Here is a 21240-nt window from a genome sequence, read left to right as displayed (position 1 = left end):
TACAATTGCAATAATCCAGAATGTCAATGAGAACGACATACACTTGCCACCTCCTGCACAATTAGCACTTTCTTCTATTATAACCAATAAAGGAAGAAAAGGAATGCCTACAGAGGATCATTTGTAAAATAAAAAGTGAGTAGGCACGGGTCTGAGATTGCCATCCGATGGATTGTTCACAACCCGGTTGTTCAGGATCAGCGAGGAGGAGCCGCCGCCATCCAGATTATAGGCATCAACCACGCCCAGCTTGTACAATCGGCCCTGAAGCTCTTCAAGGGTGGCTCCCGAGCTGCCGCTTTCGTTATATCCATCCACAACAATAATGAGCAGCTGATCGTCCTTATAATTACCGATCACGGTACGAGGGGCTCTCTTGGGTGATACTTTCCACTTGGATGGGATAACTGTTTTCTTCCCGTTCTGGAGCAGGACAGGCACAAAGGTTGCTCCGAATTGTGGTTTTAGGCGATCCAGCGAACTTTTATCGAAAAATTTGCCGCCGATCAGTTTGCCAGTATCGTTGAGTCCTACAAAAAACAGGTCCTTGAAGCTGGCCTGGAATCCGTTCACATACTTGCCGTCCATAACCGTGGTACTTAGCGGGTAACGTTTGCCTCCACTATCTGCGAATCCTCCGGCATTGATTCCGGCGATTGCACCATTTCGCTTGACGGCCTGCATGGTCGTCTCAGCTCTTCCTGGTTCGCTGCTCAGAGCCATTTTCATGGCTGTAGGGTCTTTGAGTTTGATTTTCATTGCATAGCCCTTATACGAGCCTGGGTTCACTCGGTAGAGTTCAATCGTTAGCCGGTCACTGTTAACCCGTTCGATCGGAACGCCCAGCTTGGCCGAAATACGCTGATTGTATATCGTTTCCGGGCGTGCGGCCTGCACCGATGCCGATTGTACGATGGTAGACATCGTACTGGTTGTACGATTATACAGCTCTGTTGTTCTTTTAATAGAAGAAGAAGTTTGAACGGCAGCTTCCCTAGCCCCAGCAAGCTCATGACGAATCGCCTGGGTCTGGGGAGTAATTGTTTCCTCTGATAGTCCGGAATGAATCAAATCCCCGGTTTCAAGCGGGGGACGAAGCAGCAGCAAACAGAAGATCAGTCCAATAAAGGGAGCAAGTGCAAGCAGAAAAAAACGATTAACCTGTTTGACGGGTGTAATCATTTGAGCAGGTCCATCTTTTTCTGGAGTGTTTCCAGCTGCTTTTTGACTTCGCTCAGTTGGGTGTACAACTTGTTGCTGTTATCCGTTTTGTCGCTTGCATTATCCTTGGTAAACGTCAGCAGCTCATTGAAGGATTGTACTTGTCCCTGCAGGTCGGCTACTTCCTTAGATATCGTTGTTAGCTGCTTTTCATAGTCCGCTTTTAGCGCGGCAATCTGCTGCTGATTATGGGCCTGAACCTGACTTATCATCTGTTTCTGAAGGTGGTTGCTATAATAGTAGGTTCCCACAACTCCCAGTGCAATGAGAACAATCCACATGACCAGAAACAGCTTGACTGAAGATCCGGCCTTGCCTTTGGCGCTCCGGGTGTGATGGATGTCAGAAGGTTGAGCAGAAGGTTTCATATCATCACTCCTGGTTATTAATAGGTACAAAAAAAATTCCAGTCCTCATTCTATCATGCCACTATTGATTACGCAAAAATGAAATTCTTTAAGTAATAGGATAAAAAGAGATTGCATCGGAAGGAAGTCCTAGGATACAATTTCTTATAGATGCAATAAGTAGGAACTTTGGGCAGGATTTTCGACTTTTTTAGCTAGTGATGCAGGAAAATTATACTATATTTTGCATGGGTGAGGCATATGGAATTCAATGTCATGACACTGTTATGGTGAAATGAAGTAGAAAAAGAGCAGCTATGCAGCTGTTAAGTTTATTTTTCATCAAATTTCGACACTGTTCGACTTTGCTTCCTCTATAAGCGGACTGTCGCAGGTATGGTGGCAGAATCAAGGCAAAAAAGTAGAAAAGTATTTGTCCAATACATAACCAGGGGGAACAATCATGAAAAAAGTATGGCAGGTGGTCATCGTAGATATCCACCCGACCAGCATGCTGGGTACCAAATTGATATTGGAAGAGCAGCAGGATTTGCTTGTACGGGGCATGACATCAACCGGTACAGAAGGACTAGAGTTGGTTAAAATCCATCAACCCGACCTGATCTTGATGGATTATCGGCTTCCTGAAGGACAGGCCGATCCATATATAACCCAGATGAAAAATCTGTCCGCACACAGTCATGTCATTATTTTGACAGATGAAGACAATGTGAAGCTGTTTCGTCATCTGATGGGTCTCGGTGCGAGCGGTATGTTGTCGAAACAGGCTTCCCCTAGCCAGCTGATACACCTTATTTCGGGGTTGCGGGAGGGATGTGTGTCCATTCCGTTGTCCTGGCTTACAAGCACAGACTGGGCTCAGCCGGTTGACTCTCCGGTAGAAGAGTTTCTTGTTGAACTGACAGAAACTGAAACTTTTATTATGGAAAGAATTGTTCAGGGCGTAACCTATGATAAAATAGCCAGTGAGATTAACGTCAGCCGACGTTCCATTGATAACTACCTGCGCAAAATCTATGTAAAGCTGGATGTAAGCAGCCGCGCGCAAGCGATTGAACGTTACGCCTTATATGCGAGACAGGCCAAGACACTCTCCTGATCATCGTGCTTCATTTTAAATGCGAGTAAAGGTTTGGAACAGGAGGGAAGGTTAATCGTCATATTCGGCGTTCAGCAGGAATAGGTTGTAGTGGCTGCGGACTGCGAGCACAGTTCGGAATTGATGAAAGGGGAACGGACCGATGAAATATTTCTTCGCCTCCCGTACAAACAGGCTGTTGTCTTCACCACTCCGGGATATTCGTGAGATGTCTGGCCGGGATTATTTCATTTCTCTGGCCGAAGAGTTACCTGCAGAGGAATTATTTCCGTTCAAGCTGCTGGAAGAAGCGGCAGTGTCTGTATTCAGTTCTGGACCATCTGCTCTTCAGTATGGTGAGCCGGCCGGCTACAGGCCTTTAAGAGAGTGGCTGGGCAAGGACTGGAATATCCGAAAAGACATACGTACAGTACCTGAACAGATTTTATTAACCACAGGAACCCAGCAGGCGATTGATTTGGTCATGCGTCTGCTGCTGGAGCCGGGGGATTCCGTTTTGGTGGAGTATCCTACCTCTCCAGGCTGTCTCGAAGTTCTGGAAATGCAAGGAGCCAAAATTGTTCCTGTCCTTGGGGATTCTGACGGCATTTTACCCGATCTGTTGGAGCACCACATGCAGCAGCTGAGACCCAAGCTGCTTTTTGCTGCACCCAGTTTTTCGAACCCCACAGGCATACTATGGTCCATGGAACGGAGAGAGGCAGTGCTTGATCTGTGCTCCCGTTATGGAGTATTGCTGGTAGAGGATGACTCGTATGGCGAGCTTCACTTCGACGGTCTGGAGACGGCAGACTTTTATCGCAAGTTTCCCTCATTATTTGCGCTGGATACGGCTGATCAGGGCGGGCATGTTCTGTATATCGGCTCGTTCAGCAAAACGGTTGCACCTGCACTTCGTACGGGCTGGGCGGCAGGCCATCCTGCCCTGATACAAGCCATGGCTTCGGTCAAACGGATTGCGGACGGGCAATCCAGTCCAATGAATCAACGGTTGTTGTACCAGCTGCTCGCTCAATCTCCATTTAAATGGAGTGACCATCTCTCCATGCTGAACCGGGAATACAAGATCAGACTGAAACTGATGCTTGAATTGCTCAAAAGGCCTGGCTGGAAAGGTGTGCAGTATACGATCCCCAAAGGGGGCATGTATCTGTGGGTGCAGCTGCCTGAGGGCCTGGATAGCGGCGCCTTGCTCAAAGTCGCACTGTCCAAAGGGGTATCCTTCCTGCCTGGCTCTCTATGTTCTACGGGTGTTCCCGATCAGCGTCACATTCGATTGAATTTCAGTCATCCCGGCCGCGATGAGCTGCTGCTTGGAATGAACCTGATCAGTGAGGCCATCTCGGAATTTACGGCGCGCAATTAACCACGCCACGAGGGAGAGATCGAGAGAGGGCTCCTTCAGATTGCAGCTGCAGCTGTGGGTTGTAATTTAGGAAGCTTGAGATTTTGAATAATTTATAAAGGGTGGCATATCCCAAAGTAATTACGTTATTGCATCCACTAACATTTTTATATATAATATGTATTAATGAGTTGTTATTTTCTTTATATAAGCTGTGTTTAATGCCATTTCAGGAGAAGCACTCATATATTTTAATTAACGGGGGAACGAACATGTCCAACATTTTATTTGTAAAAGCAAACGACCGTCCTGCGGATCAAGCAGTCAGTGTCAAATTGTACGATGCATTTCTGAGCGCATACAAAGAATCCCACCCAGGTGATACAATCACTGAGCTGGATCTCTACAATACAGATATTCCTTACTACGGCAACACTGTAATTACAGGTGGATACAAAGCCGCTAACGGAATCGAAGCAACTGCTGAAGAGCAGCAAGCTGCTGCACTGGCAGCTCAATTGCAAGATCAATTCCTGGCAGCTGACAAAGTGGTATTTGCATTCCCACTGTGGAACTTCACTGTTCCTGCACCACTGGTAAACTACATTTCCTATCTGAGCCAAGCTGGCAAAATGTTCAAATACACAGCTGAAGGCCCTGTAGGTCTCGTTGGCGACAAAAAAGTGGCATTGCTGAATGCACGTGGCGGCGTTTACTCCGTAGAGCCAATGGCATCTGCTGAAATGTCCGTAAAATATGTAACAAACGTACTTAACTTCTGGGGTATCCAAAACCCTGAGCTCGTTATCGTTGAAGGTCACAATGCTTCTCCTGATCGTTCCCAAGAGATCGTGGACGCTGGCCTGAAATTGGCTGCTGAAGTAGCAGCAAGCTTCTAATCGCTATTATATAGAATCATTTCAAAAAGAGCCTGTTATCTCCTCAGAGATAACAGGCTCTTTTTTTGTGCAGCATGAGTGCTGCATGCTATTCAATCTTTGGACGTCCGGGCGGAAGAACCACCTTCATGCACCAGATACTGTTCTGTTACCTCTGCAATTTCCTCTAGACCTTCAACATTGAAGTCATCTGTAGAATTCTGGCTTCCTGACACATGCATATTTTGTTCCAACACCTTGTGGTCTTCCAGCATGTGCGCATGTTCGGTCAGGGCTTGAACCCCCCTAATCGAGAGCACGTATTTCCCACGTGACAATCGTTCGAACCAGCCATAATAATTCTTTTGCAAGATGGCCGCAGCTGGGCCGACACCCGTTTGTCTCGCCAATACGGCAGGGGACGCCTCTCCATGGCTTCGAAGGGCAGAAGCGACGCGCAATGCCTTCTCCCGGTATGCAGTTACCAACTGTCTGCGGGCACTGCCACCCGTATTATAGTCTCCGCTGCGCTCCTCGAACTCTCGCAGCAGCCGTTGACGCCGTACTCCACCTTTGCGGGAAGGGCCACGGCTTGTGCTGTTCAGTGCCGCAGGCTCGCACAGCACATCAATGAGTGGTGACTTTGTCTTATAGAACGTCACGGTAATCAGGCCCAGCCCAAGTTGTTGGCACAGTGCTGCAATTTCACTCCAGCGCTGATTGACAGCACCTCGTTTGCTCCGGTTCCGTTCTACTGCAAGATAAACGAATGGACTGAGCTTCAATCGCTGCATCCCCTGCAGCAGCAGGGAAAGATTGAACGTTTTTTTCATCTCCACAATAAGTGGTTCATCCTGACCGGGTTTAACCCCAACCAGGTCGCAATGTCTGACTTCAGCCTTGATGATGAAGCCACGCTGCTCGAAGAAGGTTTTTAGCGGCGAATACAACTCGGTCTCGTATTTTACTGCCATCGTTTCTGCCCCTTTCCCAAGAAGTTGTCCGTGGCGGGACGTTGTCCGGTTTCCTGAATTTAGAACCTTTATTATATCATAACCGTGTTTTTTTTTCTGAGGGCACAAGATGTCTGATAGAACAGGGAATAGCTGAAATTAAGACCCTTGAATTGAAAAAAAGAGGTCAACTTATCCGATTTGCCGCATAGGTATGTAATACACTTTTCACAACAATACAACACGTTTGGACAGAGGGTGGCGGGACTAATCCGGACCGCAGATTGGTATTCAAGCAGGAGCTGCAATTCTATTGATTTCTTCATACCATTCGGAATGGTTGACAATCACACTAAAGGAGCCATGGGAGGTACCAAGCATGAATATTTTTGAACGCGTTGCGGAATATCGGGCAGAGAGTGACCGTTTGTCATGGAATGGAACATTTGAAGATTATATTGCACTGTTGAGAGAGGACCCGACTCCGGCAATGACGGCTCACGCACGAGTGTACCAGATGATTGAATCGTTTGGCGTGGAAGAAGTCGGGGGGCACAAACGGTACAAGTTTTTTGAACAGGAGATATTTGGACTGGATCGCTCCATTGAGAAGCTGGTCGAGGAATACTTTCATTCGGCAGCACGCCGTTTGGATGTACGGAAACGGATTCTGCTCCTGATGGGTCCTGTAAGTGGAGGGAAGTCGACACTCGTGACGCTGCTGAAGCGTGGTCTTGAACAGTTCTCACGGACAGAGAAAGGCGCCATATACGCCATTGAGGGATGCCCAATGCATGAGGAGCCGCTGCATCTGATTCCACTTGAGCTTCGTCCTGAAGTGGAGAAGGAAATCGGTGTCCGCATTGAGGGTAACCTTTGCCCATCCTGCCAGATGAGACTTCGTACTGAATACGATGGTGATATCAGCAAGGTCCGGGTGGAACGGGTCATTGTTTCCGAAGATAACCGGGTGGGAATTGGTACGTTCAGTCCATCCGATCCGAAATCACAGGATATTGCCGACCTGACCGGCAGTATCGACTTCTCGACCATTACCGAGTTTGGTTCTGAATCCGATCCGCGTGCGTATCGTTTTGATGGCGAGTTGAACAAGGCAAACCGTGGATTGATGGAATTCCAGGAGATGTTGAAATGTGATGAGAAGTTTCTGTGGAATCTTTTGTCGCTCACACAGGAAGGCAATTTCAAAGCGGGTCGATTCGCTTTAATCAGTGCCGATGAAATGATTGTTGCTCATACGAATGAATCCGAGTACAAGTCGTTTATTTCAAATAAAAAGAATGAAGCCCTGCAATCCCGGATGATCGTTATGCCAATTCCCTACAATCTGAAGGTCTCCGAAGAAGAGAAGATTTATGGAAAGCTCATTCAGCAAAGTGACATGAAACATGTTCATATTGCGCCGCATGCCCTGCGGACCGCAGCCATTTTCTCCATACTTACCCGCTTGAAGGAAACGAAAAAACAAGGCATGGATCTCGTCAAAAAAATGCGGATGTATGATGGTGAGGAAGTTGAGGGTTACAAGGAAGCCGATCTGCGTGAAATGCAAAATGAGTATTTGGATGAAGGGATGTCCGGCATTGATCCACGTTATGTCATCAACCGGATATCCAGTGCTTTGATTAAGCAAAACCTTCAGTGCATTAACGCATTGGATATTTTGCGGGCAATCAAGGACGGTCTGGACCAGCATGCTTCCATTACCAAAGAAGAGCGCGAGCGTTACCTGAACTTTATTGCCTTGGCACGAAAAGAATATGACGAACTGGCAAAAAAGGAAGTCCAAAAAGCGTTTGTGTACTCGTTTGAGGAGTCTGCCCGAACGCTGTTCGAAAATTACCTCGATAACATCGAGGCCTTCTGCAACTGGTCGAAAATTCGTGATCCGTTAACCGATGAGGAGATGGACCCGGATGAGCGCTTGATGCGTTCGATTGAGGAGCAGATCGGCATTTCCGAAAATGCGAAAAAAGCATTCCGGGAAGAGATTCTCATTCGAATCTCGGCTTACTCCCGCAAGGAGCGCAAATTCGAATACAGCAGCCATGATCGTCTGCGTGAAGCCATTGAGAAGAAGCTGTTTGCCGATTTGAAAGACATCGTTAAGATTACAACCTCAACCAAAACACCGGATGCGACACAATTGAAGCGTATGAATGAAGTGATCAAACGGTTAATTGAGGAACATGGATATACTGCCGCCAGCGCGAATGAACTGCTGCGTTATGTGGGCAGTCTGCTCAATCGCTAATCTGAATCAAACCATTCCGGATCAGGCTCCTGATGCCTGCTGTGAGGCTCCTTCACGGCAGGCTAAGGAGTCTTTTTGCGTAAATATTCATTTAAACAAACCGAAAAACTGACACTAAAGGTTAAATTTATGGAGAATTAGTTCTAAAGATATATGCAAATTTAGGTAGTTTAGTCTATAATCGGTACAGTAATTTTATAAATTGGAGTATTTTAGTAGTTATTAAGGAGTTGACGGAACTAGATATGAGTATTACTGCAGCAAGACAAAAGCAACTCGATTATATTGGACTTACCAGGGCAGATCTTCAATTGCTAGCCGACCACAGGCCGATATTTAAAAAGGTCGTGCATGATGTGGTGGATCACTTTTACAATCATGTTGGGAATTATCCAGAACTCGCAGAGATGATTACCCGATTTTCATCCATTGACCGTTTAAAAGAAACACAGCAAATGTACTGGTTGTCCATGACTGACGGTATCGTGGATGAGGCTTATATTGAACAGCGTATCGCGATTGGACTGGTGCATTCCCGCATTGGCTTATCTGAAGATTATTATTTGGGGACATACATGGTTTATCTCGATATTGCCACAAGTATATTTCAGCAGGTCATTCCTGATTCCTGGCATCGTGTCATTCAGGCACTAAGCAAAATGTTTAATCTCGATTCCCAGCTTGTTCTTGAGGCTTACGAGAAGAAGGAAAAAGAAAAATTGCATCAGCTCGCCGCGGATCAGCAGCATACACTGCAGTCAGTTACGCAGATTACCCAGCAATTGACGGGCATGATTTGCGAACTGAACGAGAATGCCCAGGCCATCTCGGACGTAGCGAGAGAAACGGCAGCTTCACAAGACCAGGCCCATGAATTGCTGGAGGCATTAACAGGGGAAATCCATCAAATTGGCAAAATGGGGGAACTCATTCGTGAAATCTCGGAGCAAAGCCATCTTGTCGGTCTGAATGCAGCCATCGAAGCTGCACATGCAGGCGAATTCGGCCGGGGATTCGAGGTAGTTGCAAGCGAAGTCCGCAAGCTCGCTGCCAGTTCCCGGGAGGCACAAGGGAAAATTCAGGCGAACCTCGAACAGATCATGAAAAAGCTCGGAAGTGTACAACATGAATCGGAGCACACATCCCAAGGAGCAAGACGCCAAGCTTCCCGCTCGGAGGAACTTGCCGTATTCGCAACAACGATGGAGAAACTTGCGCTCGATCTGAAGAAACTGGACCGCCCGGTATAGACATAAGCACCTCCTGATCCTGCGATACCGTTTCTGGCTATTTTGAGCTATAATGGGTAGACAAACCTGCCGAATGTTATAGTGAATGCAGCCGGAGACAGGGGATTTGAAAGAGGTTGAGGTGATCAGGTGGCTTCTATCCATGATGTGGCCAAAGAAGCGGGCGTATCTGTTGCAACCGTTTCCAAAGTGCTGAACGATTATCCCGATGTAAGTGACAAGACTCGCAAAAAAGTCAATATAGCCATTGAACTATTGAAATATCAACCGAATGTGGTGGCACGCGGACTTGTAAAACGCCGTTCTTGGACGGTGGGAGTACTGTTGACGGTTCCTTTTACCAATCCATTTGTTTCGGAATTGCTTGAAGGCATCAAGACAGCACTTGAGAATAGCGGTTATGATCTTGTCCGACTGTCCACACGTTTCGATGATCCGGGGTACTCGTTTATCAAACACTGCCGCAGCCGGAATGTGGATGGCGTTGTTGTGTTCGGGGAAGGCAGAGACAACAAAAGTATCGAAGAATTGGTCCAAGCAGAGATTCCAACCATGTTTATTGACACGGACTTGTTTGGCAAACGGGCCGGGTATATTACTACGGACAACTCCAATGCGATTGCGATGAGCGTCAGACACCTTCATGAGCTGGGTCATCACAAAATTGCCTATATCTCGGGTACACTTGGACCCGCTGTAGCCAATCTTCGGCTGGAGGGGTACCGTGAAGGATTGCGTGAGTGCGGCATTCCGTACTCGACCGTTTATCTGGAGGTATGTGACTATTCCTTTGAAGAGGGAAGTAAGGCTGCGAGACGATTGCTTGCTTTGAAAGATCAACCGACAGGAATCGTTTGTGCCTCGGACATGGCCGCATTTGGTGCGATCCATGAAATCGAGAAGCACGGCCTGAGTGTGCCTGAAGATATTTCTGTTGTTGGCTTCGATAATACGTATTATGCTCAAGTATTCAAGCCAGGACTTACAACGATTAACCAAAATATATATTCCATCGGCATCAAGTCGATTGAGTATCTGATTGCGATGATTGAGAATCCGGATTATTCTCCTCCAGTTGTTACGGAGCCATCCAATCTGGTTATTCGTCAGACCACTGCGCCTGTCAAAGCGTAAGGATGCACGAACCAAGCACAGCCGTCGGCTGTGCTTTTTCGGTGTGATCACATATTGGTCCTGTAACGTGAAAATACGGAAGGGCTAGGAAGAAACGGTTATAGGATATATCACTGTAAATTTAAAGATTTATTAACCCTAATAATGTTCCGTTTACTGGAAAAAAGTGTTGATTTTCGACTCTAGGACGTTTAGACTATACACATCACAATTAAAAGGGTTTCTGATGTACGGCTGCGGTGCTTTGGAAGTTAGTGGTCACTAGTCAAAATGATGCGAAGGGAGCGCCTGTCACCCGGACAGTGCGCCCCTTCTTTTTTTACATTATGCCTGCATACAAGATCTTCCCGGTTGAAAGGAAAGACGGAGTGGAACATATACATGGAACGTATAATTTGGAACTGGTTATTTTATCATACATTATTGCCGCTCTTGCTTCTTATGCTGCGCTTGACCTTGCCGGCAGGGTAAGTTTGGCCAAGGGACTGTCCAGAATTGTATGGCTTACCAGCGGTGCTATGTCCATGGGACTTGGTATCTGGTCGATGCATTTTGTGGGCATGCTTGCGTTTGTCCTTCCCATGCATGTGTCCTATTCGATGGACAAAGTAGTTATGTCCGTCCTGCTCGCGGTGGCTGCATCGGGTATTGCGTTACACATTGCGGGCCGTAAGTCAGGCAATTTACGACAAATTATGGTTGCTGGTCTGCTTATGACAGCAGGGATCACCAGTATGCATTATGTGGGCATGGTTGCTATGTCGGTTCCGATTAGTTACGAGGCAGATAGAGTATTTGTATCTGTATTGATTGCAGCAGGTGCTTCCTTTGCAGCATTATGGCTCATGTTTTATTTAAGCCAGCATCAGACGCGGTTCACTTGGGTGTACAAAATGGGTAGTGGGCTCATTATGGGGATCGGTATCACAGGCATGCATTATACAGGGATGTCGGCGGCACAGTTTCATCAACATACGCATATTCCAACGGCAAATTCCGTGATGCAGATTGAACCGGATTTGTTGGCATATCTGATTGCAGCAGGCACGTTCATCACGCTTGGATTTACACTCTTTGGCATTTATATTAATCAACGAATGTCCATAAAAGATCAGCGAATTCGTGAAAATGAACAGTGGTATCAGGCTTTGTATGAAAACCATTCGGATGCCATTATTTCGGTGGATAATGTGGGGGTTGTAAAAGGCATAAATGCTGCGGTTACGCGTATTACAGGATATCCGGAGAGGGCGGTCATCCATCGCTCACTGGACGAAATTGTGAAGCACGTCGATATTCAATGGAGTTCAGAAGGGCTTCAAAGCTCGGGCTGGACAAATAGCAGCCTTGAACGTCGTTATTATACGGCAAGCATGAGAGGGTTTCATGGGCAACATCTGGATTTGAGCATAAGTGTGGTGCCTGTATTAATTGAAGGTAATGATGTCGGCAGTCATATTCTGATCAAGGATATCACCGAGGAGAAGAGGGCACAGGAAACGATCCGTTATCAGGCTCTGCATGATCCACTTACTGGACTGCCGAACAGACGTAAACTGGATGAGGTACTTGCCGAAACGATTGCATCTTCAGCGATATCTCAAGGTTCGTTTGCCGTGATGGTGATGGATATTGACCGTTTCAAAATGATTAATGATTCACTGGGACATTCCATCGGGGACGTATTTCTAAGGGAAGTTAGCGACAGAATCCTTAAGGCGATCCGTGAGTCCGATTTAAAAGGCATGGATAATGTTATGCTGGCCCGTATGGGTGGAGATGAATTTACGCTGGTGGTTACAAACGAGCAGGGGAATGTCGAGCGTGTCACCATCCTTGCAGAACAGATTGTTGGAGCCATCCAGTTGCCATATCGGTTAAAAGAGAATGACTTTTACGTTACTGCCAGCATTGGTATTGCCATGTATCCGGATCATGGAACAGAAGCGGATGCCCTGTTGAAACATGCGGATACTGCCATGTATGAAGTGAAGAAGAATGGCAAAAACGGATTTCAGTTTTATACAACTGAGCTGGATTCCGAATTGTATGAGCGTATTGAACTGGAGGGATATCTTCGCAAAGCGCTGGAACGTAATGAGATGGTTCTGTATTACCAGCCCCAGATTCGTACGGCGGATAGCCGGATGATCGGTGTGGAGGCTCTAATTCGCTGGAAGCATCCGCTCAAGGGGATTTTGACACCCAATGTGTTCATTCCTCTTGCCGAGGAAACAGGCATCATTTATGACATAGGAAACTGGACGCTGCGTGAAGCCTGCAGGCAGATGAAACTATGGCATGCCAGCGGTGGCCCGCTGATTCCGGTATCGGTTAACCTGTCCAGCCAGCAATTTCATCAGTTCAATCTGGTGGAGCAGGTTCAGAGTGCCCTTGCGGAAACGGGGTTGGAAGCCCGCTATCTGGAACTTGAAATAACGGAAAGCATGATGATGGATGCTTCAGTATCAATAGGTATCCTAAATGAGCTTACTTCGCTTGGGGTCAAGATTAGTCTTGATGATTTTGGCACAGGGTATAGCTCGCTGAGTTACCTGAAGCATTTTCCGATTCATAAGCTGAAGATTGATCGTTCGTTTGTTACGGATATTACAGAGAGCCAAAGTGACCAGGCTATTGTGGCAACCATCATAACAATGGCGCAGAATTTGAAAATGGATGTTATTGCCGAAGGGATTGAAACGAAAGGTCAGCTGGATATCCTGATGCAGAACGATTGCCGGGAAATCCAGGGATACTATTTCAGCCGTCCGCTGCCAGCAAATGAAGTTGAACATGATTTTTTTGTGCCGCTGCGCCTGCAAGGAGAACCCATCATTTTAAAATAGGATTGATTAGAAATGCCAAGCGGCAAGTCCCCGCCATCTGCCAGGGACTTGCCGCTTTTTTTGTCATCCATTATATAGAAGGAAGTTCACATAAATTTGCGATGGTGCTTCTTGCCGTCATACGTAAACCAGATCGGCTTATCCTCGACGCGAGTCTCAACATGCACGGTTCGTCCCCAGAGCCGGTACAGATAAGGAAGGGTACGTTCCATATATTTCAGATCCAGCTCAATGCCTTCATATTGGTGTTTGAGCACAAGCTCACCTGTCCGCAGGTAATCTGCATCCTGAACGACCAGATACGGAGATCCTCCGTTAATGCGTGAAAAGACGAGTTGATCGCGTATGTTTTCCCAGGACTTGTCGGTAATTTTCCAGTCCGGGCCTTTTTTCTCGAATACGTAGAGGTCAAGATCTTCGGTTAGCTGCTTGGTCATGTAGTTTCGGATGAAAGAGGTATCGGAATCAAATTCACGAACCTCGAACATTTTGGCTCGGCCTTGGCCGGGTTTACGGCCCCAACGCTCCTGTTCTTCCCTGGACGGATGATCCCAGCGGCGTTCAATATCTTCAAAAATTTTAAGCCCCAAATAGTAGGGATTCAAACTTTGTTTGGAAGGTTGCACGACAGAAGAGTTCAATTTGGCAAATTCGATCGTGTCTTCACTACTCAGGTCCAGCTCGCGTATAATACGTTGATGCCAGTAGGAGGCCCAGCCTTCGTTCATGATTTTGGTTTCCATTTGTGGCCAGAAATACAGCATTTCTTCACGCATCATACTCATGATATCCCGCTGCCAATCCGTCAACACCTCCGAGAACTCCTGAATAAACCACATGATGTCTTTTTCCGGTTCTGGTGGGAAGTGATGAACCTGTATTCCTTCAGCAGGCGGCTCCTCGTTCTGCACATCATCAAGCGACCATAAGTCGTCATAACGTCCTTCCGGACGTGGTGGTTTTTCACCACGCTGCTCCCGCATTTTCATCTCCATATAGCGTTGTTTGTCCAAATGACGGGGGTTGATGAGTTGGGGGTCCACATGTTCCTGAATGGCAATAACGGCATCGATGAACGCCTCAACCGCTTCAGTCCCATACTCCATTTCATAGTTGCTGATCCGGTCCGCCGTGGCGGCCATGCTTTCGACCATATTTCGGTTCGATTTGGAGAAGCGGGCATTATTTTTGAAAAAGTCACAGTGCGCGAGTACGTGTGCCACAATCAATTTGTTCTGAATCAGGGAATTGCCATCCAGCAGAAAAGCATAGCAAGGGTTGGAATTAATGACGAGCTCATAAATTTTGCTGAGACCAAAATCATACTGCATCTTCATCTTGTGAAACGTTTTGCCAAAGCTCCAGTGACTGAACCGGGTTGGCATCCCGTAAGCCCCAAAAGTGTAAATAATATCTGCGGGGCATATTTCATAACGCATTGGATAATAATCGAGGCCGAATCCATCGGCAATCTCCATAATCTCGGCAATGGCGTATTCAAGGTCGCGGATTTCATCTGTCATCTTACGCTGCCTCCTTCCCGTTTCTGGAAAAAGCTGCGCAAAGCTTTGTACACTTCGCCTTTTTCTTTGATTACATAGTACATGAACTGATCGATCTTAATATGACGATAAGCCGACATTAATGTGCTGCTGCGATTATATTGATTGACCTCGCCATATCCAAACATGTTGCTGCGTTTCATCAACTCACCGATCAGTTTCACGCAGCGCTCATTATCCGAGGTGAGATTATCGCCATCCGAGAAATGAAAAGGGTAGATGTTGTAACTTGAAGGCGGGTAACGCCGGTCGATGATATCAAGAGCCTTCATATATACAGAGGAGCAGATGGTGCCTCCGCTCTCGCCACGGGTGAAAAATTCTTCTTCCGTCACTTCTTTGGCTTCTGTGTGATGGGCAAGAAATACAATTTCAACCTTTTCGTACTGACGACGCAGAAACCGGGTCATCCAGAAGAAGAAGCTGCGGGCGCAGTATTTTTCAAAGGAACCCATCGATCCGGACGTATCCATCATGGCGATAATAACGGCATTGGACTGCGGAATAATTTTGTCTTCCCACGTCTTGTAGCGCAGATCATCCGGACTAATATGGTGAATGCCCGGATTCCCGGTCGTGGCATTGCGGCGAAGATTCTCAAGGATGGTTCGTTTCTTGTCAATATTGGACTGCATACCTTTTTTGCGGATATCGTTGAATACCACCGTGTGGGTTTCGATTTGATCCTTATCTTTCTGCTTCAGATCCGGAAGCTCCAGTTCAGAGAACAGCATATCTTCCAGTTCTTCAATGCTGACTTCAGCTTCTACAATATCATGACCAGGCTGATCACCGGCTTTTTCGCCTTTACCCGGCTTTTGTGAGGCAGGATCACGACCGATGACATCTCCGACCTGACTGTCACCGTCGCCTTGACCGACGTGTTTTTGCTTTTGGTAGTTATACACAAAACGGTACTCATCCAGACTGCGGATTGGTACCTTAATGATTTGTTTTCCATCGGACATGATAATGTTTTCTTCCGTAATCAGATCAGGCAGATTTTGCTTAATGACATCTTTAACCTTTTGCTGATGGCGCTGCTGGTCCTGGTACCCTTTGCGGTGAAGCGACCAATCTTCCCGGGATACGACGAACGAGTAAGGCTGGTGTGAATTTGACATGTAGGCACCCCCCATTAATTACGCGGCACAGTTTGGCCTGTCGGTAATTAAGTATATTCACGGGCGGTGACGATATGTGATGCGAGAGGAGATAAAATGATACAATTATGCGTCTGCGTTTTTGGATGCAGCTCCAAATGCTGCCGTATACCGAACTTTTTACAGAAACGATGAACATGCGTGACAAACTTCCTTTACAATAAAAACAGGCATTGAATTGGCATTCTGACACGGATGCATGCAAAGGAAGGATCTGACTTGGATAAACGGGCAGTTAAAGCTTGGATAATGTACGACTGGGCCAATTCTGCATACGCAACGACGGTGCTGGCCGCCGTACTCCCTGTCTTCTATGCATCAGTAGCGGCAGCAACTCTGGATGCAGACACAGCGGCATCTTACCTGGCCTACACGCATTCGGTCGGAATGTTATGTGTAGCCTTGTTAACCCCGCTGCTGGGAGCACTATCTGATTTGTCCGGCCGCAAAGGTGATTTTCTACGGGTATTTGCTATAACCGGAATGATTGCGACCCTTGGCTTCAGCGCGGTTGGAGAAGGGGACTGGCTGCTGGCTTCTGCCTTGCTTGTCATCTCGACCATAGGATTTGCCGGGGGGAATACGTTCTACGATGCCATGCTGCCAGATCTGGTGGCAGCAGACCGCAGGGATATGATCTCGTCCAAAGGGTATGCATATGGTTACATTGGTGGTGGATTGCTTCTGGCCATCAACATGCTCATGATTCAGCAGCCTGGTTGGTTTGGCATGGGAAGCACCCTGGCAGGTACCAGACTCGCCTTTATTTCTGTAGCGCTCTGGTGGCTGCTATTCTCAATCCCGCTGTTCCGTCATGCTCCCCGTCGTCCTGCGGCACCGGACATGCCTGGCTCCTGGAAGGGATATGCAGAGGTAGGGATGCGAAGGTTGCGTCAAACCTTCCGCCAGATGCTGCGTTTTCCCCAGCTGATTCGGATGCTGGTGGCTTTTTGGTTTTTCAATGATGGGATTAATACGATCATATTGATGGCGACCATCTATGGGACAAGTATCGGAATCGGGACAGCTGATCTGATGCTTGCCTTGCTGCTCACCCAATTCATCGGTTTCCCTTGCACTTTGCTGCTGGGCGCATGGGCACAACGCTGGGGAGCGAAGCCGGTGCTGATGTTAAGTTTGTCTATCTACATGTGTATTGTCATACTCGGATTTTTCATGACGGAAGCGATCCATTTCTACATGCTTGCGGGACTGGTTGGCGTCGTACAAGGAGTCAGTCAATCGACTGCCCGCTCACTGTTCAGCAACCTGATGCCTTCTGGCAGAACAGGAGAGTATTTCGGCTTCGTAAATATTACCGGCAAATTCTCATCCATTTTTGGCCCCTTTGTTTTTGGCTGGGTGGGTCAGATTACAGGTTCAAGCCGATGGGGTATTCTTTCCCTGCTCTTTTTCTTCATCGCGGGTATGGCTGTCTTGATGACAGTGAAAGTCAAGCAGGGCATGAACGACGCACTTGAAGCAGATCGGGAGGACAACCGCACTTTGAAGGGAACCATGCCTATCCATGGTCCGAATGCTGGACATAGCGGATAATTCCATTTATTTCAATAAAATATAATAAAGAAATAGCTGCTCCGGGTCTGTTCATAAGAGACAGATTCGGAGTTTTTTTCATGTTTGTGCACAGTCATATTTGAGAGGGGCAGTGGAATAAGTATGGAGTGCTGAACTGATCCGGATGAGAATAGAGTGAAGCGGAAAGGAAATTATGAAAAAGTGAAAATAAAAGATTGACATGATACATTTTGTATCATAGAGTAAAACTATGAATACACACCGTATCTGAAAGGTGTCGAAACTTCATAGAATTGCGACTATACATCTTCTGTTTTAACAATAAAAGGATGAGAATTCGATGATACCAACTGCATGCTCATTATATTTGGACAGAGGAGGAGATGCCAGTGGTAGATGTTCAAGGTAACGGACTTGTCTTTTTACTCTGTGTCCCTCGTAGTGGAAGCTCACTCTCCACCGTTATGCTGCAAAATCACAGCCGCATCTTTGCAACACAAGAAATGTGGTTTCTGATGAGCCTGGTGGATCTGTCAAAAGCGGATGCCCGTCCTTACGGAGGAAGCCCCATTATTCGTCAATTTTATAGTGCCATGGTCTCGGATGATGTATTTGAGAAGGCATGCAGGAGCTTTGCTCTTGAAATATATAACGGATTTCTGCAGGGAAACGGGGCAGATTTCGTTGTCGATAAATCTCCGCGTTATTACTATATGCTTGAATGGCTGGATCGACTTTTTCCTCAATCCAAACGCATCCATCTCCAGCGTAATCCACTTTCCATCGCTGCTTCATACAAGAAAGTAAACCGTAACAATGGAGAAGGCTTTAATCTCATCAGCAGTCTGCAGAGTCCAAACATGAATATGAAAGCCGTCGATCTCACGCTCGGATTACTTCGGTTGAATGATTACTTCGCAGTACCACATGCGAACGCGTATGAGCTCCGATATGAACAGCTGGTTTCCCAACCGAGAGAGGAAATGGAGAAGTTATGCGAGTTTCTCGGTGTTGGATATGAACAGGGAATCGAGCAATATGGTCGTCATGTGGACAGTACGAAATCCAATATGTTCTACAGCATGGGGGTCGGTGACCCATTCTTGTCTACACATCAAGAAGCACACAAAAATTCTGTTAACAACTGGAAAAGTATACTGAACGCTTCTGAAGTAGAAACATACTGCCGCGTACTGGGCGCAGACGTATTTCATCGTATGGGTTACTCTGAACAGTTGCATGAGGCAGAACAATGGACAGGAGTCCGTTACGAAGCTGACCCGGATCAGGAAGTCATTGAACGACTAAGCCGTCAGTTTACGGAAGCAACGGGCTGCATATGGCAACCGCATTATCACATACAGGGAGCTTCTAATGAAGGTACAACGATAAATGAGGCACATGGAATTACCAGTCCGTCAGAGCCGAATACAGACCCGACACTGGCTGCACTCGCAACGATCAGACAACTGGAAGCTGCACTCCGTGCGGCAGATAACCGATTGGAGCGAGGCTACAGTGAACGGGAACGATTGAAGCAGCAGCTGGCTTCTGCTCACAGCAAGCTTCAGCGAATTAAATCATGGATACCCTTTGGACAGCAAATCAGTGCCTGGGCATCCCAGCGCAAGATACTTCGGGGAGGAAAGTCATGAGCGCGATAGCGGGAATTGTTCATACCGATGGTCAGCAAGCGCTATGGGAAGATAGCTGGCACTTGTATGCAAGCCTGGGACATATTCCTGCGGATACAACGGGGGTATGGAAGGGGAATGAAGCATTCCTTAGCTGTCATGCTCAGTGGATCACGCCCGAATCGGTCAATGAAAAACTGCCTCTGGCTGATGAGGCCAGCGGTCTCACGATTACCGCAGACGCTATTTTGGATAATCGGGAACAGCTCGCTGATCAATTGTTCATCTCCAGAAGTCAGCTGTCTGTACTCTCAGACAGTGAACTTATTATGAGAGCTTATCAGCGATGGGGTGAAGAAGCGGCGAGCAAGCTTCTGGGAGACTTTGCTTTTGCAATCTGGGATGAGCGCAAGCGGACGTTGTTTGCAGCGAGAGATATTACCGGCATGAGGACGTTGTATTACCGTCATGACGGCAAACGTTTTTCATTTTGCACACTCATTGCTCCCCTGCTTGACTTGGAAGGGGTAACCAAGGATTTGAATGAGACCTGGTTGTCCGAATTTCTGGCCATTCCAGAGATGCATGGATCGGCAGATATCCATATGACGGCTTATCATGGAGTAAACCAGCTTCCACCTGCACACACCCTTGTCTTCCGGGCTGGAGTGGGAAAAGTGGAACTGAAGCAGTATCACCGCTGGAACGAAATTGAGCCGTTGCATCTCAAATCGGACGGGGAATACGTCGAAGCGTTTCGTGAAGTATTCTCTCAGGCAGTCAGTGCCCGCTTGCGAACACATCGGCAGGTGGCAGCTGCATTAAGTGGAGGGCTGGATTCCGGGGCTGTTGCCGGTTTTGCTTCGGGATCACTGCGCAGCCAGGGGAAAAGATTAAATGCATACAGTTATGTACCTGTCTCTGATTTCACAGATTATACTTCCAAAACACTGCTCGCTGATGAGCGGCCTTTCATTCGCTCTACGGTCGAGCATATCGGAAACATTTCGGAGAACTACCTGGACTTCGAGGGCAGAAGTCCTTTGAGTGAAATAGATACCTGGCTGGACATGATGGAGATGCCGTATAAGTATTTCGAGAATTCATTCTGGATCCGGGGATTTTACGAAAAGGCAAGTCAGCAGGATGCAGGAGTTCTACTTACTGGAGCCAGGGGGAACTTCACCATCTCCTGGGGGCCAGCGCTGGACTATTACGCCAGTCTGATGAAAAGTGGACGCTGGTTCCGCATGCTGCAGGAGATGAGACAATATTCTCAGCGGACCGGAATGAAATTTTCGAGGATTGCACGCATTACGGCGCAAAAGGCATACCCGGAACATTTCCATAACCCCTCAAAAGGGGCCGCGAGTGCCTCTGCCAACCAACTCATTCATCCGGAATTCGCCAGTAGAACAGGCGTGCTGGAACGACTCGGATCACTGGTTCAGCTTCAGGGCGGCGCCAGAGCAGATGCGCTGAAAGTCAGAGCTGAGAAGTTTAATAATCTGGCTATTGCCAACAAAAATGGAGCAGTGGCAACCAAATGTTCCTTGCGTTATCGTGCATGGGAGCGTGATCCGACCAGTGACGCACGTGTCATTCAATTTTGCCTCTCCGTTCCGATTGAACAGTATGTCAGTAAGGGGACAGATCGCTCTTTAATCAGGCGTGCGACATCGCCCGAACTGCCTGACAAGGTTAGACTCAATCAGCGTATTCGCGGCATTCAGCCCGCGGATTGGCTGCATCGGATGATCCCCGATTGGGGTGCGTTTACAGCAGAAGTACAATCTCTTTGTTCTGATAGCCGTGTGGCCGGCATATTAAACACCGAACGAATACAGTCGGCGCTTAAGAACATTCCCGATCCACGACCCGAGCTGGCATCACACCCGGATATGCGTTTGATGATGCACAGCTTGATCGTATATCGCTTTATTCGCAAGTTCTGACCATGAGAAATGAAC

15 protein-coding genes are annotated in these 21240 nt (G+C 47.3%); 10 read left to right on the top strand and 5 right to left on the bottom strand.

Annotated elements, in window-relative coordinates; all coding sequences use genetic code 11:
* Nucleotides 1–117: 117 nt before the first annotated feature.
* Together AB3N00_RS09245 and AB3N00_RS09240 are read right to left on the bottom strand one after the other, a co-directional pair.
* A complete protein-coding gene (locus AB3N00_RS09245) occupies nt 118–1182 on the bottom strand; it encodes a phosphodiester glycosidase family protein (protein ID WP_413034269.1) in 1065 nt (354 codons plus the stop codon).
* Nucleotides 1179–1589 (bottom strand): hypothetical protein, encoded by a 411-nt coding sequence (locus AB3N00_RS09240; protein ID WP_413034268.1) that lies wholly within the window; start codon nt 1587–1589, stop codon nt 1179–1181. Before AB3N00_RS09240 ends, AB3N00_RS09245 begins: the two co-directional genes overlap by 4 nt.
* 442 nt (nt 1590–2031) lie before the next feature.
* Here AB3N00_RS09240 and AB3N00_RS09235 point away from each other — a divergent pair, with 442 nt between their 5' ends.
* The 3 genes from AB3N00_RS09235 (at nt 2032) to AB3N00_RS09225 (ending at nt 4932) form a co-directional block, all read left to right on the top strand.
* Nucleotides 2032–2688 carry a response regulator transcription factor gene (locus tag AB3N00_RS09235; RefSeq protein WP_413034267.1) on the top strand — a complete coding sequence of 219 codons (657 nt, stop codon included), beginning with the start codon at nt 2032–2034 and terminating at the stop codon, nt 2686–2688.
* A gap of 142 nt (nt 2689–2830) precedes the next feature.
* Nucleotides 2831–4054 carry a PLP-dependent aminotransferase family protein gene (locus tag AB3N00_RS09230; protein ID WP_413034266.1) on the top strand — a complete coding sequence of 408 codons (1224 nt, stop codon included), beginning with the start codon at nt 2831–2833 and terminating at the stop codon, nt 4052–4054.
* 200 nt (nt 4055–4254) lie between these two features.
* A complete protein-coding gene (locus AB3N00_RS09225; RefSeq protein ID WP_413034265.1) occupies nt 4255–4932 on the top strand; it encodes an FMN-dependent NADH-azoreductase in 678 nt (225 codons plus the stop codon).
* A 92-nt stretch (nt 4933–5024) separates the two neighbouring features.
* Here the strand turns inward: AB3N00_RS09225 and AB3N00_RS09220 are convergent, their stop codons facing one another.
* A complete protein-coding gene (locus AB3N00_RS09220) occupies nt 5025–5885 on the bottom strand; it encodes a DUF2161 family putative PD-(D/E)XK-type phosphodiesterase (RefSeq protein ID WP_413034264.1) in 861 nt (286 codons plus the stop codon).
* Nucleotides 5886–6243: 358 nt separating this feature from the next.
* On the opposite strand from AB3N00_RS09220, the gene AB3N00_RS09215 reads away from it, so the two are divergent.
* From AB3N00_RS09215 to AB3N00_RS09200, 4 genes are all read left to right on the top strand, one after another.
* Complete coding sequence (locus tag AB3N00_RS09215; protein ID WP_175399567.1) at nt 6244–8139, top strand: PrkA family serine protein kinase; 1896 nt, start codon at nt 6244–6246, stop codon at nt 8137–8139.
* 245 nt (nt 8140–8384) lie between these two features.
* Nucleotides 8385–9389, top strand: a complete 1005-nt coding sequence (locus AB3N00_RS09210; RefSeq protein ID WP_413034263.1) for a protoglobin domain-containing protein — start codon at nt 8385–8387, stop codon at nt 9387–9389.
* Nucleotides 9390–9518: 129 nt separating this feature from the next.
* Complete coding sequence (locus tag AB3N00_RS09205) at nt 9519–10523, top strand: LacI family DNA-binding transcriptional regulator (RefSeq protein WP_175399569.1); 1005 nt, start codon at nt 9519–9521, stop codon at nt 10521–10523.
* A 368-nt stretch (nt 10524–10891) separates the two neighbouring features.
* Nucleotides 10892–13372 (top strand): EAL domain-containing protein, encoded by a 2481-nt coding sequence (locus tag AB3N00_RS09200; RefSeq protein WP_413034262.1) that lies wholly within the window; start codon nt 10892–10894, stop codon nt 13370–13372.
* Between the two features lie 86 nt (nt 13373–13458).
* Here AB3N00_RS09200 and AB3N00_RS09195 read toward each other — a convergent pair whose 3' ends face one another.
* Together AB3N00_RS09195 and yhbH are read right to left on the bottom strand one after the other, a co-directional pair.
* Entirely contained in the window at nt 13459–14895 is a 1437-nt protein-coding gene (locus AB3N00_RS09195; protein WP_413034261.1) for a SpoVR family protein, read from the bottom strand.
* Nucleotides 14892–16058, bottom strand: coding sequence for a sporulation protein YhbH (gene yhbH / locus AB3N00_RS09190; RefSeq protein WP_413034260.1), 1167 nt, complete (start codon nt 16056–16058; stop codon nt 14892–14894). Before yhbH ends, AB3N00_RS09195 begins: the two co-directional genes overlap by 4 nt.
* Nucleotides 16059–16316: 258 nt before the next feature.
* Between yhbH and AB3N00_RS09185 the strand changes: the two genes are divergently transcribed.
* The 3 genes from AB3N00_RS09185 to AB3N00_RS09175 all read left to right on the top strand — a co-directional run bounded on the left by AB3N00_RS09185 (nt 16317) and on the right by AB3N00_RS09175 (nt 21225).
* Nucleotides 16317–17654, top strand: a complete 1338-nt coding sequence (locus tag AB3N00_RS09185) for an MFS transporter (protein ID WP_413034259.1) — start codon at nt 16317–16319, stop codon at nt 17652–17654.
* A 365-nt stretch (nt 17655–18019) separates the two neighbouring features.
* A complete protein-coding gene (locus AB3N00_RS09180) occupies nt 18020–19291 on the top strand; it encodes a sulfotransferase family protein (protein ID WP_413034258.1) in 1272 nt (423 codons plus the stop codon).
* Nucleotides 19288–21225: an asparagine synthase-related protein gene (locus AB3N00_RS09175; protein ID WP_413034257.1), complete on the top strand. Its 1938-nt coding sequence runs from the start codon at nt 19288–19290 to the stop codon at nt 21223–21225. The genes AB3N00_RS09180 and AB3N00_RS09175 overlap by 4 nt, the downstream gene beginning before the upstream one ends.
* Nucleotides 21226–21240: the final 15 nt, after the last annotated feature.

The sequence above is a fragment of the Paenibacillus xylanilyticus genome (genome assembly GCF_047246825.1).
Classification (GTDB): Bacteria; Bacillota; Bacilli; order Paenibacillales; family Paenibacillaceae; genus Paenibacillus; species Paenibacillus xylanilyticus_B.
This window is presented reverse-complemented; position numbering and strand designations above follow the sequence as displayed.

Bases quoted from the DNA above. Each gene is read 5' to 3' on its own strand.
- AB3N00_RS09175 (WP_413034257.1), top strand. From the start codon at position 19,288: ATGAGCGCGATAGCGGGAATTGTTCATACCGATGGTCAGCAAGCGCTA.
- AB3N00_RS09230 (WP_413034266.1), top strand. From the start codon at position 2,831: ATGAAATATTTCTTCGCCTCCCGTACAAACAGGCTGTTGTCTTCACCA.
- AB3N00_RS09210 (WP_413034263.1), top strand. From the start codon at position 8,385: ATGAGTATTACTGCAGCAAGACAAAAGCAACTCGATTATATTGGACTT.
- AB3N00_RS09235 (WP_413034267.1), top strand. From the start codon at position 2,032: ATGAAAAAAGTATGGCAGGTGGTCATCGTAGATATCCACCCGACCAGC.
- AB3N00_RS09245 (WP_413034269.1), bottom strand. From the start codon at position 1,182: ATGATTACACCCGTCAAACAGGTTAATCGTTTTTTTCTGCTTGCACTT.
- AB3N00_RS09225 (WP_413034265.1), top strand. From the start codon at position 4,255: ATGCCATTTCAGGAGAAGCACTCATATATTTTAATTAACGGGGGAACG.
- yhbH (WP_413034260.1), bottom strand. From the start codon at position 16,058: ATGTCAAATTCACACCAGCCTTACTCGTTCGTCGTATCCCGGGAAGAT.
- AB3N00_RS09215 (WP_175399567.1), top strand. From the start codon at position 6,244: ATGAATATTTTTGAACGCGTTGCGGAATATCGGGCAGAGAGTGACCGT.
- AB3N00_RS09240 (WP_413034268.1), bottom strand. From the start codon at position 1,589: ATGAAACCTTCTGCTCAACCTTCTGACATCCATCACACCCGGAGCGCC.
- AB3N00_RS09220 (WP_413034264.1), bottom strand. From the start codon at position 5,885: ATGGCAGTAAAATACGAGACCGAGTTGTATTCGCCGCTAAAAACCTTC.
- AB3N00_RS09195 (WP_413034261.1), bottom strand. From the start codon at position 14,895: ATGACAGATGAAATCCGCGACCTTGAATACGCCATTGCCGAGATTATG.
- AB3N00_RS09180 (WP_413034258.1), top strand. From the start codon at position 18,020: ATGCCAGTGGTAGATGTTCAAGGTAACGGACTTGTCTTTTTACTCTGT.